Consider the following 12,862-nt stretch of genomic DNA (forward strand, 5'->3'; position numbering starts at 1 on the left):
AACCAGGTGAGGACAAGGCGGAATCCCCCGAAAAAACTAAGAGATAGCACTTCGCGCCAGGGGCCAGGCCGTCTGCGCTGCCAGGCTGTCGTGCGCATCCTGATTGCGACGGCGGAAGTCGCTGGGACTGACGCCAACACGCTTGCGGAATACCCGTGAGAAGTAGAGCTGGTCATCGTAACCCACTTCACGCCCTACCGAGGCGATAGGTTCCTGGGTAGTCTGCAGCAGCAGTTTGGCGCGGATAACGCGCTGATCTTCACGCCAGCGTAGCAAATTCACACCCATCTGCTCGCGGAACAGGTGCGCCAGCCGCGACGGTGAAAGACAGACGTGACGTGCCACCTCTTCAATCTTCACCTCGCTGGCGAGATGGTTGGTCACATACTGGCAGGCTTCAATCACGCGCGGATCGCGGATTAGCTGATGGCTGCGCGGATCTTCTTCAACGGCGCGCAGCAGCAGTCGCTCCAGCAGGTTCATCGCCAGCTCTTCCGCAAAGCGACGGCCCGAGTTATGGGTTTGTTCGATACTGGCAAACAGGCGGTCGAACTCGCCGCGCAGCGATTCCGGCAGCAGCAGTCGTCCCACGCCCTCCTGCTCATCCTGCCAGCGCAGCCAGTCGTGCCAGTAGGCGCGTGGACGGAAATAGACCCAGCGGTGGAACCACTGCGGGCTGTCCGGCGCGCGGCCATAATAGTGAGCGGTTTTTGGCTGAAACAGCAGCATTTCGCCCGGTTCGCAGTCAAATGCCCGCTCGCCGTCGAATACCCGCCCTTTGCCTTTGATGGTGAGGTTCAGAATGTAACCTTTCATGCCGTGCGGGCGATCGATAAAGAAATCGAGCGGGCCATCAGCGGTGATGGGCGTCAGCCCCGCCACCAGCCAGGCATTGAATGAATAGCCCGGCAACAAGGGGTTTTGCTGCTCGGCCGGTAATTCGCGGTGATACATAGCGTCCTCACTCAGTCTGTTATTGTTCGGATAGCCCGCAGAGACCTTTGCCTCTGCGGGCCAACGGCTCGATCAGTCAGGCTTTTTTCTGTTTGTAACGGTCAAAAATCACCGCAGCTAACAGTATCAGACCGCGCACCACATACTGTGAGAATGGCGAGATATTCAATAAATTCATCGCATTCTCGACGGTGCCGAGAATTAACACCCCTGCCACCACGTAGGAAATCTTGCCGATGCCGCCTTTCAGTGACACGCCGCCCAGTACGCAGGCAGAAATCACCACCAGCTCATAGCCGATGGAGGTCATTGGCTGACCACTGGTCATACGTGACGCCAGGATGATGCCCGCGGCCGCCGAAACCAGACCGGAAAGAATGAAGATGATGATACGGGTTCGCACCACCGGCACACCGGCCAGTCGCGCGGCCTCTTCATTGCCGCCAATCGCCAGGGTATTACGGCCAAAGGTGGTTTTGTTAAGCAGGAAGCCGAAGATCAGCATGGTAGCCAGCGTCAGCCAGATGGGCGCAGGCACGCCAAGCCAGTTGGCAAAACCGAGTTCAAAGAAGCGCTCATCTTCAATCCCGACTGCTTTACCGTCAGAGAAGATATAAGCCAGGCCGCGCACGATTTGCATCGTCGCCAGCGTGGTGATCAGCGCATTGATCTTGAGTCGGGCAATCACAAAACCATTGATAAAACCGGTGATCATGCCGAGCACCAGACCGGCCGCTACACCAATCCACAGGCTTTCGGACATGTTGATCACCACGGCGGTCACAACACCTGCACAGGCGATAACTGACGCAACCGACAGGTCAAAATCCCCGGAGGCCAGACAGAACAGCATGCCGCAGGCGACCATGCCGGACATCGACATCGCCAGCCCTAAGCCTTTCATATTGATAAACGAGCCGAAGTTCGGCACAAAAATCGCACAGACAATAAACAGCAGTGCAAATACCACCAGCATGCCGAAGTTGTCCCAGATGCGACCTAACTGCAGGCCGCCGCGTGAAGCGGGCTGCGGCGTATTTGAGGTCGTGGATGAAGCCATGATGATCTCCTGTCAGGCCACGGCGGCCGCTTGAGTGGTTTTGGGCATCGCCAGGCTCAGCGTCTGCTGCTCCGTGGCGTCGTCGTGCAGCAGTTCACCGGCAATGGCACCTTCACGCATTACCACGATGCGGTCGGCCAGGCCCATGACTTCCGGTAAATCGCTTGAGGCGAACAGCACCGCAATACCCCGGTTCGCCAGTTGATAAATCAGGTTGTAAATTTCATGTTTGGCACCGACATCGATGCCGCGCGTTGGCTCATCCAGCAGGATCACTTTCATATCCTCAGAGAGCCAGCGTCCCAGAATCGCCTTCTGCTGGTTACCGCCGGAGAGGTTCATGATCAGCTGGTCGGCGCTGGGCGTTTTGATGTTCAGCGAGCGGATATGACTGTCGGCGTTTTTGTTTTCCCAGCCGTTTTTAATCAGACAACCGGCGGTGAGATTGTGACGACGGGCGCTGATGTTGATGTTGTCGCGCACCGAGTGCACCGGAATAATGCCTTCGGCTTTGCGGTCTTCCGGACAGAGCATGATGCCCGCGCGGATGGCATCGATCGGCTCCCGCAGCGGCAGCGGTTTACCGTCCAGGATCACCTGACCGCCGCGCAGCCGCGTGCCGCCAAATAATCCTTTCAGCAGTTCACTGCGTCCGGCTCCGACCAGGCCAAACAGCCCGACGATTTCACCGGCATGAACTTTCAGCGAAATTGGCGTCCGCACGCCCTTCGCTTCAACCTTGTCCAGCTCCAGCCGCACTTCGCCTTTGGCCCGCGGTGAGTAGCCATAGATATCACCCAGGTTACGTCCCACCATCGCCTGCACCAGATCGTCATGATGAGTGTTGGCCATGTCAGTAAAGGTCCGCACGTAGCGACCATCTTTGAAGACGGTGATGGCATCGCTGAGGGCAAAGATCTCCTCCATGCGGTGAGAAACGTAGAGCACCACCCGGCCCTCCTCGCGGAGCTGGCGGATGACGCGGAACAGGTTGTCGATTTCACGCGCTGACAGGGAGCTGGTTGGCTCATCAAAGGCGATAATGCGCGCGTTGCGCGCCAGCGCTTTGGCAATCTCCACCATCTGCCACTGCCCCAGCGACAGGTATTTCAGCGGCATATCGGGATCGATATCCATGCCGAGATTTTTCAGTTGCACGCCCGCCTCAAAGCGCATCAGCTTACGATTAACCAGCCCGTGCTTGTGCGGAATCTGACCGAGGTAGATGTTCTCCGCCACGCTCATTTCCGGTACCAGATGCAGCTCCTGGTAAATAATGGCAACGCCCGCGTCCAGCGCATCTGTGGTGCGCTGAAAGCTCATTGGCTTGCCTTTAATACGAATCTCACCGCCGCTCGGCTGATAACTGCCGCTGAGTATTTTTAACAGCGTCGATTTGCCTGCGCCGTTTTCGCCCATCAGCGCATGGACTTCACCGCCCCGGCAGTCGAAGGAGATATCCTGCAACGCTTTCACGCCAGGGAAGGTTTTACTGATGCCATGAAACGACAGAAATGCTGAATCAGTGTTCATGTTGGTCCTCACTCTTTCGCGCCACCGGCCTGTTACGGCGGGCGGCGCGAAATCGGCTATTAAGGATGCCAGGCTGCGGACAGCCCGACAGGCTCAGGGTTACATCAGTCCTTTTTTCGCCAGTTCAGTTTTGAAGTTGTCACGGGTGATCAGCACCACATCGGTAACTTCGGTGAATTTCGGTGGCTCTTCACCTTTGCTGACCCAGTTGTAGAGCATCTGGCTGCTTTTATAGCCATGGATATCCGGGCTTGGCAGCAGCGAACCGTAGAAGCCAGTCGCCTTGTCTTTCGACAGTTCACTGATGGCATCGACGCCGTTGATGCCGATACCGATGACGTCAGCCGCTTTAAAGCCCTGGCCTTCGGTGGCACGCACGCCGCCCAGCACGGTGTTGTCGTTCATGCCGACAATCAGCCAGTGTTTAACTTCAGGATGCTGCACCAGCAGGGAGTTACCGGCGTCAAACGCGCCTGGGATATCGTTAGATTTGGTTGGCACCTGGTAGATCTGCGCTGCCGGGAAACCTGCGGCTTTGATCGCGTCCATTGAGCCGCCGGTACGGCGACGTGCGGTATCAAGTTCATTCGCGGTAATCGCCATCACGCCAGTGGTTTTTACATCCCAGCCGCGTTTCTGCATCTCTTTATAGAGTTCCTGACCCTGACGCTCACCAATTTTGGTGGCCGCCATCATCACCAGTGGCACGGTGTCCATGGGTTTACCTTTCGCGGTGACGAACTGGTCATCCACAGCGATGACTTTCAGACCATAGCCCCGCGCTTTTGCCATGATGGCAGAGCCAAGTTTCGGATCGGGGGTACAGATAACAAAACCTTTCGCGCCATTGGCCGCCAGGCTGTCGATGGCATTCAGGGTTTTTTCACCATCCGGCACGGCAATTTTGATGACATCAAAGCCAAGATCTTTGCCCGCTTTGTCGGCGAATTTCCATTCAGTCTGGAACCAGGGTTCCTCTGGTTGTTTGACTAAAAAACCCAGCTTCATGGTCTCGGCGATAGCGGATTGTGACATAACCGCTGCCAGGCCGATGGCCGCGAATGCTTTAGTGAATTTATGCATGATGCTCTCCGGTACCAGGTTATTTTTCGCTGCTAATAACGAATTGGTGTAAACGCTACCAGTTAATTTTCTTATGTGGGTACAGCCATAAATCAGTGCGTTAGGCTGGCATGTGCCGACAGACTGTCCAGACGCTGGGCTAGTTTTAGCGGTATTAGCGAAGAAAAATGTAGAGCGGTATCACACATTAAAATCACGACAAAATGATCCATATATTCAGCAAATTTAACCGGACCTTAACTTTTGCAATGGATCACAAAATCACTGCCGATGACAGAAAAGTGCATATTGTCAGCCAGCGATGACTAACTGATTTGGCGCGCCGAACCCAGGATACAGGAGTTAACTAACTACAGGAGATTCCGATGCGTGCTGGAGCCATCACCCTTGGGCTGGACTTTGGTAGTGATTCGGTGCGTGCGCTGGCCGTAGATTGTCATAGCGGCAAAGAGCTGCAGAGTGCGGTGTGCAGCTACCCGCGCTGGCAGCAGGGCTTATACAGCGATCCGCACACTAACCGTTTTCGTCACCATCCACAGGATTACATCGACGCGATGGAGCAGGCGCTGCTCGGCGTGCTGAATGCACTGAGCGACGATCAACGCGCCGCCGTAGCCGGCATTGGCGTTGACAGCACCGGGTCAACCCCGGCGCCAATTGACCGCGACGGCAACGTGCTGGCGCTGCGCCCCGAGTTCGCGGAGAACCCCAACGCGATGTTTGTGTTGTGGAAAGATCACACGGCGATAGAAGAAGCAGAAGAGATTAATCAGCTGTGTCACAGCGGCCGCTTCCAGGATTACAGCCGCTATATCGGTGGCATTTACTCCTCGGAGTGGTTCTGGGCGAAGATTCTGCACGTGTCGCGTGAAGATGCGGCCGTACGTGAGGCCGCGGTCTCCTGGGTCGAACTGTGCGACTGGGTACCCGCCCTGTTAAGCGGCACGACCGCGCCAGATAAGCTGCGCCGTGGCCGCTGTGCGGCCGGGCATAAAGCGCTGTGGCACGGCGACTGGAACGGCCTGCCCGATGTCGATTTCCTTAGTGCGCTCGACCCGCTGTTAACCCAGCAGCTCGACTCCCCGTTATTCAAGGATACCTGGACCGCGGATCTGCCGGTCGGCACGCTCAGTCCGGAATGGTCACAGCGTCTGGGCCTGATGCAGACCGTCACGCTCTCCGGTGGCGCGTTTGACTGCCATATGGGCGCAGTCGGTGGCGGAGCTAAACCCTATACCCTGGTGAAAGTGATCGGCACATCCACCTGCGACATTCTGATTGCTGACGCAGATAAAGTCGGCGATCGCGCTATTAAAGGCATCTGTGGTCAGGTCGATGGCAGCGTCGTGCCAGGCGCTATCGGACTGGAGGCGGGTCAGTCTGCTTTTGGTGATATCTACGCCTGGTTCAGCCGTTTACTGGGCTGGCCGTTACAGCTGGCGGCGCAGCAGCATCCTGAGCTGAAGCCTCAGCTGGCTGAGATGCAAAAGAATCTGATTAAGGATCTGACCGAGGCCTGGGCTGCCAATCCGCAGCTCGACCATCTGCCGGTGGTACTGGACTGGTTTAACGGTCGCCGCACGCCAAATGCCAATCAGCGGCTGAAAGGGGTGATTACCGACCTGAATCTGGGCACCGATGCCCCCGCGCTGTTTGGTGGTCTGGTCGCGGCAACCGCGTTTGGCGCACGTGCCATTATGGAGTGCTTCGAGCAGCAGCAGATTCCGGTCGAGAGCATTCTGACACTCGGTGGCATCGCGCGGAAATCCCCGGCGATTATGCAGGCCTGCTGCGATGTGATGAACCGCCCACTGGATATCGTCGCCTCTGACGAGTGCTGTGCGCTGGGTGCGGCCATTTTCGCCGCCGTCGCCGCTGGTGTTCACGCCAGCGTACCGGATGCACAGCAGGTCATGGCCAGCCCGATTGCCGTGACGCTGCAGCCCGATCCGGCGCGCGTCGCCCGCTATCAACAACTTTATCAACGCTATCAACAATGGTGCGTGACGGCAGAACCACAATACGCCGCCCGCCCCGCTTCCGCTAAGTGAAGGAGTGGTTTTATGGAACAGTCAAATAACTACAGCGTGTGGTTTGTCATCGGCACGCAGCACCTCTACGGGCCGGAGACATTACGCCAGGTTGAAGAGAATGCACGTCAGGTCGTCGAGGGGTTGAATCAGGCCGGTTTACCCGTGCGTCTGGAGCTGAAACCGCTGGTGAAGTCACCGGATGAAGCCCTGGCCCTGTGCCGCGACGCCAACTATGACAAGCAGTGCGTCGGGATCATTACCTGGCTGCACACCTTTTCTCCGGCCAAGATGTGGATTGGCGGCCTGAGCGTGCTTAACAAGCCGCTGCTGCAATTTCATACTCAGTTCAATGCAGAGATCCCATGGGACAGCATGGACATGGACTTTATGAACCTGAACCAGACCGCCCACGGCGGCCGTGAGTTTGGTTTCATTGGCGCACGTATGGGCCTGCAGCACAGTGTGGTGACCGGTCACTGGAAAGACAGTGCCAGCCAGCAGCGTCTTGGCAACTGGATGCGAGCGGCTCTGGCTAAACAGGCCAGCCAGCAGCTGAAAGTCGCCCGTTTTGGCGACAACATGCGTGAAGTGGCCGTGACCGAAGGCGATAAGGTCGCCGCACAAATTCAGTTCGGCTATTCAGTGAATGGCTGGGGTGTAGGCGATCTGGTTGAGGTGATCAATGGCGTCAGCGATGGAGACGTAAATGCGCTGATCGACGAGTACGAAAGCTTGTATCGCTTTACCGATGTTGCTGCATCTGGCGGCGAAAAACGTCAGAACGTGCTGGATGCCGCGCGCATAGAACTCGGTCTGAAGCGTTTCCTGGAAGCGGAAGGCTGCCACGCCTTCACCACTAACTTCCAGACGCTGCACGGCATGACGCAGTTGCCCGGTCTGGCGGTTCAGCGTCTGATGGGTCAGGGCTATGGTTTCGCAGGCGAAGGTGACTGGAAAACTGCTGCGCTGCTGCGCATTTTCAAAGTGCTGGCAGGCGATCGCAAAGGTGGCACCTCATTTATGGAGGATTACACCTATCACTTCTCACCAGGCAACGATCTGGTGCTTGGCTCGCACATGCTGGAAGTCTGCCCGTCGATTGCCATTGAAGAGAAGCCTTTAATCGATGTGCAGTTCCTGGGTATTGGTGACAAAGCCGATCCGGCACGCATGATTTTCTCCACGCCAGCCGGTCGTGCGGTTAACGCCAGCGTGATTGATATGGGCGATCGTTTCCGTCTGCTGGTTAACGTGGTGGATGCTATCGAACAGCCGAAACCGCTGCCGAAGTTGCCGGTTGCCCGCGCACTGTGGAAAGCGCAGCCATCACTGGCGACCGCTTCCGAAGCGTGGATTCTGGGCGGCGGCGCGCACCATACGGTGTTCAGTCAGGCGCTGACGCTTGAGGATATGTATCTGTACGGTGAGATGAACGATATCGAAGTGCTGGTGATTGATGAGCACACCACCTTGCCAGCATTTAAAGATGCGCTGCGCTGGAACGAAGCGTATTACCGGTTGAAACGTTAATAGGTGATTGGTGCTGCCTTTCTTTGATTGGTAGCGTGCCTAAGTGATTAAAAAAGACCGACGCAGGAATTAATTCCGCGTCGGTTTTGATAAAAACTGTGCTATTCAGTCGGGAATGGCGGGCGTTACGTAAAGTCGCCGTAAATACATCCCTGTAGGCTCGGCCGCCGCATCCATGCGGCGGACGCTTTACTCCACTGCCCGCCATCCCCTCCTTTTTGTTGAGTCTGAGCGAATATTTCAAAGCTCAGAGCATCAAGCGTATTAGCAATAACTTCATGCGTCAGATGTTTCACTCAACCGCCTACGATTCCTTCCTTTTTGATAGCTCAGTGCAAGTTGTTAAAAGCCATGATCAAACCCAACCGGGAAGGAATGGTATGCCTGAAGAGCAAAGCGTCCGCGCCAGGGATGGCGCGGCCGATCCGCATGGATGCGGGAATTCTTTGCGATCAGGCATACCTTTCCTGACCTTGCACACAAATCCCATAGCGATTGTATTTCCGGACATACAAAAGAGCGCTTTAGTCTTTGCTATAACGCTACTCTTTCACCATCTTGCACTTTCCCCCACCAGCCTGTATCGCTACATACCTGATAAAACAAGGTTAAAGCGCCATGCAAATTACCGATCTGAACCAACATCCCGACTACGCCCCACAAACCGCACAACTGTTGCACACTGAATGGTCACATCTTCCTGCATGGTCGGATCATCACACTATCCTTAAGCGTTTAACAAAACGGAATCAGACCGGCTCGGCGGAATTTACTCTCGTCGCCACATCGGACGGTGAAACGGTTATCGCGACCTGTAGTGTCATCCGTTATGAACTGGACGACATCGCGGTAAGGGAATACTGGATAGGTGAAGTGGTGACGGACAAGAAATACCGGGGCCGGGGCGTGGCGAAAGCCTTGATCCAGCAGGCGATTGTCCGGGCAAAACAACAGCAGATTGGCGAGCTCTGGCTCTATACACCCGATCAACAGGCATACTATCAGCGTTCAGGATGGCAGGCGGTGGAACAGCGGCAGGTAGCGGGTGAAGCGGTCACGGTGATGGTACTGCATCTGGCACAATAAATGGCGGCTCCTGAGAGCCGCCATTCAGCCATTTATTCAGGTAGGGATTCGCTTAACCGGCGCGTTCTGCTGACGATCCCAGATCACCGTCAGTAACCGCTGCAGGGCGATAAACGCAAATAGCAGGATCCCGATGGCGATCTTGGTCCACCACGAACTCAGCGTGCCGTCGAAATTAATCGAGGTCTGAATCAGCCCCTGAATCAGCACGCCAAACAGCGTGCCCAGCACCGTACCGACACCGCCCGACAGCAGCGTGCCGCCAATCACCACCGACGCAATCGCATCCAGCTCCACACCCAACCCGGCCAGCGCATAACCTGCCGAGGTATAGATCGAAAACACGATGCCAGCCAGCGTCGCCAGCGTGGTGGAAAGCATATAAATCTTAATAGTGGTGGCTCGGGTTGAAACACCCATCAACTGAGCCGACGTCATATTGCCGCCGATGGCGTAAACCCGGTTACCAAATCGCGTGCGGTGCGCCAGAATAATCCCGCCCAACACCACTACCAGCATAATCACCGCCAGCAGACTAAGACGCCCTCCGCCCGGCACTTTCCACGCCAGACTGGAAAGCAGGGTGTAAAACGGATGATCGATAGGAATCGAGTTTTCCGACACCAGATAACTGCAGCCGCGCAGGAAAAACATCCCCGCCAGGGTAATGATAAAGGCCGGGATCTTCAGCGCATCGATCAGCCAGCCCATCATGGCTCCGAACAGCGCGCCCAGTGACAGAATCAGCGCAAACGCCAGCAACGGATCGACATGGAAATCGCCAATCGCCCGCGCCAGGAACACGCCGGTAAAGGCAATGACTGCGCCAACCGACAGATCGATACCACCCGACAAAATCACAAAGGTCATGCCGACGGCGATAATCCCGAGGAAGGCGTTGTCGGTCAGGATATTGCATATCACCCGGGTAGAGGCAAAGCCGGGAAACTGACTCAGACAAAACAGGTAACCCGCCACAAACACCAGCAAGGTGATCATCAGCGGAAGATGACGTTTAATCATGTCGGGCGTCTCCGTTTCAACATCGCAATAAACCGCGGTGACTGCAGCAGCAGCACACACATCACTACTACCGCTTTCACCACCTGATTCAGCTCCGGCGGGAAGCCGGAAAGCAGAATCCCGGTATTCATCGACTGAATAATCAGTGCGCCAATCAGCGACAACACCAGATTAAAGCGGCCACCCATCAGCGATGCACCGCCAATCACCACGGCGAGAATCGCATCCAGCTCCAGCCACAAACCGGCGTTATTGGCATCCGCACCGCGAATATCCGCCGCAACGATCAGACCCGCAACAGCGGCACAGACGCCACTGAGCGCATAGGTGGACATCACCACCAGCCAGCCCGTCACGCCCGCATTGCGGGCAGCGCGCAGGTTAATCCCCACCGCTTCGATAAACAGACCCAGCGCGGTCTTGCGCGTCAGCAGCCAGACGGCCAGCGCCACCACCAGCGTGATCCAGACCGGGACCGGCAACATCCACAGCGAGCCGTTACCAAACCAGCCGAGACTGTCACTGTCGAATGTCACAATCTGCCCCTGCGTAATCAGCTGAGCGATACCACGCCCGGCGACCATCAGAATCAGCGTGGCAACAAACGGCTGAATACGCAGCAGCGCCACCAGCACCCCATTCCATAACCCACAGGCTAAACCGGTTCCCAGCGTGCAGAGAAGAATGAACGGCACACCGTGTCCGGCGACGGTCAGTGTGGCGGCGGTCGCGCCCGCTATCGCCATCACCGCACCCACGGAAAGATCGATGCCGCCAGTGGCGATCACCAGCGTCATGCCAATTGCCAGCAGGGCAACCGGGGCCGCACGATTAAGAATATCGATCGGGCTGCCGAACAGGCGACCATCCTGCAGGTGCACGGCAAAAAAGTTATTGGCTACCAGACTGTCGATCAGCAGCACCAGCAGCAGCGCGGCGATTTGCGGCATCCCTGGCGGAAACTTCAGCTTACGACGTGGTGGTTTTTCAGATGTCATAGGCGACTCAAGCATGTTTTGCTCCTCCGTCCGCGATAGCATTGACGATCGACGCCACCGAAAGCTGCTCCAGCGGAATTTCTGCCACCTGCTTCAGATCGCGCATGATCAACACCCGATCGGCATAACCGACCAGCTCTTCGAGTTCAGAGGAGATCACCAGCAGCGCCAGACCATCGGCGCACAGGGATTCAATTAAACGGATAATCTCGGCGTGTGCGCCTACATCAATGCCGCGCGTCGGTTCGTCGAGGATTAAAAACTGCGGTTTAGTCACCAGCCAGCGCGACAGCAGCACCTTCTGCTGGTTACCGCCCGATAACAGCTCTACCGGCTGCTCGGCGTGTGGCGTGCGAATGCCCAGGCTCTTAATAAAACGGTCAGCAATCGCCTGCTGCTCGCGCTTCTTAATTGGCCTTAACCAGCCGCGCTGCGCCTGCAACGCCAGAATAATATTTTCGCGAACGGAGGCTGCGCCAATAATCCCATCCGTCTTCCGATCCTCCGGGCAAAATCCCATGCCAAGTTGTGAGGCTTTCGCCGGGTTGGGAATGCGCTGCACTTTGCCTTTGATCTTCGCGGTTCCGCGATCGGCCCGACGAATACCAAACAGTACTTCAGCGGTTTCTGTGCGGCCAGATCCCAGCAGCCCGGCCAGGCCGACGACTTCACCAGGACGCACCGCCAGGTTGAAGGGTTCGATGGTGCCCTTCCTGCCGTAATCTTCAAACGACACCACCGGCTGATTACTTCGCAGCGTGCTGCCCTGACGCTGTAATGCAGTCTCCAGCAGTTCGCGACCCAGCATCAGCTTAATCAGCTCAATCTGCGGCAGCGTGGCGGTATCGCGGGTGGCGATAAACTGCCCGTTACGCAGCACGGTAATCCGGTCAGTAATGCGGTACACCTGGTCGAGAAAGTGGGTCACAAAAATCAGGCTCATCCCTTTGGCTTTTAGCTGCGCCATCAGGGTAAACAGCATTTCGACTTCGCTGGCATCCAGACTCGCGGTTGGCTCATCGAGGATGAGCACCTGCGCCGAAAGATCCACCGCGCGGCAGATGGCAATAATCTGCTGCATCGCCACCGAGTAGTGGCCCAGTGGGCGCGTCACGTCGAGGGAAAAACCGTAGTTCCGCATCAGCGCATCGGCATCGCGTACCATGCGGCGACGGTCGATCATGCCAAAGCGACGCGGCTCACGACCAATATAGAGGTTATCTGCCACCGACATGTTCGGCAGCATATTCACTTCCTGATAAACGGTACCGATGCCCATCTCCTGCGCCTGCGCGGTGTTATGCGGGGTAATTGGTTCACCATTGAGGGTAATCGTTCCGGCATCACGGCTGTAAACACCGGTCAGCACTTTTATCAGGGTCGATTTCCCCGCACCGTTTTCCCCCAGCAGCGCCATGATCTCCCCTTTGCGAATATCAAAGGAAACATGACTCAGCGCTTTAACGCCGGGAAACCCTTTGCTGACGCCGCTGATGGATAACAGCGGTGTTTCATTTTGCGTGGTCATTCTGCTCACTCCGCCTCACGTCATGAAAAACCGC

10 protein-coding genes are annotated in these 12,862 nt (G+C 56.5%); 3 read left to right on the forward strand and 7 right to left on the reverse strand.

All coding sequences use genetic code 11. The features are described from left to right. Positions 1 to 36 precede the first annotated feature (36 nt). The 4 genes from araC to ACTJKZ_RS05505 form a co-directional block, all read right to left on the reverse strand. Entirely contained in the window at positions 37 to 954 is a 918-nt protein-coding gene (gene araC, locus ACTJKZ_RS05490; RefSeq protein WP_003853440.1) for an arabinose operon transcriptional regulator AraC, read from the reverse strand. A gap of 76 nt (positions 955 to 1,030) precedes the next feature. Beyond that, positions 1,031 to 2,014, reverse strand: a complete 984-nt coding sequence (gene araH / locus ACTJKZ_RS05495) for an L-arabinose ABC transporter permease AraH (RefSeq protein ID WP_440829346.1) — start codon at positions 2,012 to 2,014, stop codon at positions 1,031 to 1,033. 12 nt (positions 2,015 to 2,026) lie between these two features. Continuing rightward, positions 2,027 to 3,547, reverse strand: coding sequence for an L-arabinose ABC transporter ATP-binding protein AraG (gene araG, locus ACTJKZ_RS05500; protein WP_161732444.1), 1,521 nt, complete (start codon positions 3,545 to 3,547; stop codon positions 2,027 to 2,029). Positions 3,548 to 3,646: 99 nt separating this feature from the next. Continuing rightward, positions 3,647 to 4,630, reverse strand: a complete 984-nt coding sequence (locus ACTJKZ_RS05505) for an arabinose ABC transporter substrate-binding protein (RefSeq protein WP_003853437.1) — start codon at positions 4,628 to 4,630, stop codon at positions 3,647 to 3,649. Between the two features lie 365 nt (positions 4,631 to 4,995). Between ACTJKZ_RS05505 and ACTJKZ_RS05510 the strand changes: the two genes are divergently transcribed. The 3 genes from ACTJKZ_RS05510 (at position 4,996) to ACTJKZ_RS05520 (ending at position 9,279) form a co-directional block, all read left to right on the forward strand. After that, the gene (locus ACTJKZ_RS05510) at positions 4,996 to 6,681 is read left to right on the forward strand and encodes a ribulokinase (RefSeq protein ID WP_440829347.1); all 1,686 of its coding nucleotides are present in this window, start codon (positions 4,996 to 4,998) and stop codon (positions 6,679 to 6,681) included. Positions 6,682 to 6,693: 12 nt separating this feature from the next. Further along, entirely contained in the window at positions 6,694 to 8,193 is a 1,500-nt protein-coding gene (gene araA, locus ACTJKZ_RS05515; protein ID WP_440829348.1) for an L-arabinose isomerase, read from the forward strand. A gap of 618 nt (positions 8,194 to 8,811) precedes the next feature. Then, complete coding sequence (locus ACTJKZ_RS05520) at positions 8,812 to 9,279, forward strand: GNAT family N-acetyltransferase (RefSeq protein WP_260058139.1); 468 nt, start codon at positions 8,812 to 8,814, stop codon at positions 9,277 to 9,279. A gap of 36 nt (positions 9,280 to 9,315) precedes the next feature. Here ACTJKZ_RS05520 and yjfF read toward each other — a convergent pair whose 3' ends face one another. Genes yjfF through ACTJKZ_RS05535 form a run of 3 tightly spaced genes read right to left on the reverse strand, consistent with a single transcriptional unit; the run spans position 9,316 to position 12,828 of the window. Then, complete coding sequence (yjfF, locus tag ACTJKZ_RS05525; RefSeq protein ID WP_440829349.1) at positions 9,316 to 10,302, reverse strand: galactofuranose ABC transporter, permease protein YjfF; 987 nt, start codon at positions 10,300 to 10,302, stop codon at positions 9,316 to 9,318. Then, entirely contained in the window at positions 10,299 to 11,315 is a 1,017-nt protein-coding gene (gene ytfT, locus ACTJKZ_RS05530) for a galactofuranose ABC transporter, ATP-binding protein YtfT (protein ID WP_161732454.1), read from the reverse strand. Before ytfT ends, yjfF begins: the two co-directional genes overlap by 4 nt. Continuing rightward, on the reverse strand, positions 11,308 to 12,828 hold the full coding sequence (locus ACTJKZ_RS05535; RefSeq protein WP_440829350.1) for a sugar ABC transporter ATP-binding protein: 1,521 nt from the start codon (positions 12,826 to 12,828) through the stop codon (positions 11,308 to 11,310). The genes ytfT and ACTJKZ_RS05535 overlap by 8 nt, the downstream gene beginning before the upstream one ends. Positions 12,829 to 12,862 lie beyond the last annotated feature (34 nt).

It is taken from the genome of Pantoea sp. 22096, from assembly GCF_052045955.1.
In the GTDB taxonomy this organism is placed as follows: domain Bacteria; phylum Pseudomonadota; class Gammaproteobacteria; order Enterobacterales; family Enterobacteriaceae; genus Pantoea; species Pantoea alfalfae.

Excerpts from the sequence above, each read along its gene's own strand:
- araG (WP_161732444.1), bottom strand. The coding sequence starts at position 3,547 with ATGAACACTGATTCAGCATTTCTGTCGTTTCATGGCATCAGTAAAACC.
- araC (WP_003853440.1), bottom strand. The coding sequence starts at position 954 with ATGTATCACCGCGAATTACCGGCCGAGCAGCAAAACCCCTTGTTGCCG.
- araA (WP_440829348.1), top strand. The coding sequence starts at position 6,694 with ATGGAACAGTCAAATAACTACAGCGTGTGGTTTGTCATCGGCACGCAG.
- ACTJKZ_RS05510 (WP_440829347.1), top strand. The coding sequence starts at position 4,996 with ATGCGTGCTGGAGCCATCACCCTTGGGCTGGACTTTGGTAGTGATTCG.
- ytfT (WP_161732454.1), bottom strand. The coding sequence starts at position 11,315 with ATGCTTGAGTCGCCTATGACATCTGAAAAACCACCACGTCGTAAGCTG.
- yjfF (WP_440829349.1), bottom strand. The coding sequence starts at position 10,302 with ATGATTAAACGTCATCTTCCGCTGATGATCACCTTGCTGGTGTTTGTG.
- ACTJKZ_RS05520 (WP_260058139.1), top strand. The coding sequence starts at position 8,812 with ATGCAAATTACCGATCTGAACCAACATCCCGACTACGCCCCACAAACC.
- araH (WP_440829346.1), bottom strand. The coding sequence starts at position 2,014 with ATGGCTTCATCCACGACCTCAAATACGCCGCAGCCCGCTTCACGCGGC.
- ACTJKZ_RS05505 (WP_003853437.1), bottom strand. The coding sequence starts at position 4,630 with ATGCATAAATTCACTAAAGCATTCGCGGCCATCGGCCTGGCAGCGGTT.
- ACTJKZ_RS05535 (WP_440829350.1), bottom strand. The coding sequence starts at position 12,828 with ATGACCACGCAAAATGAAACACCGCTGTTATCCATCAGCGGCGTCAGC.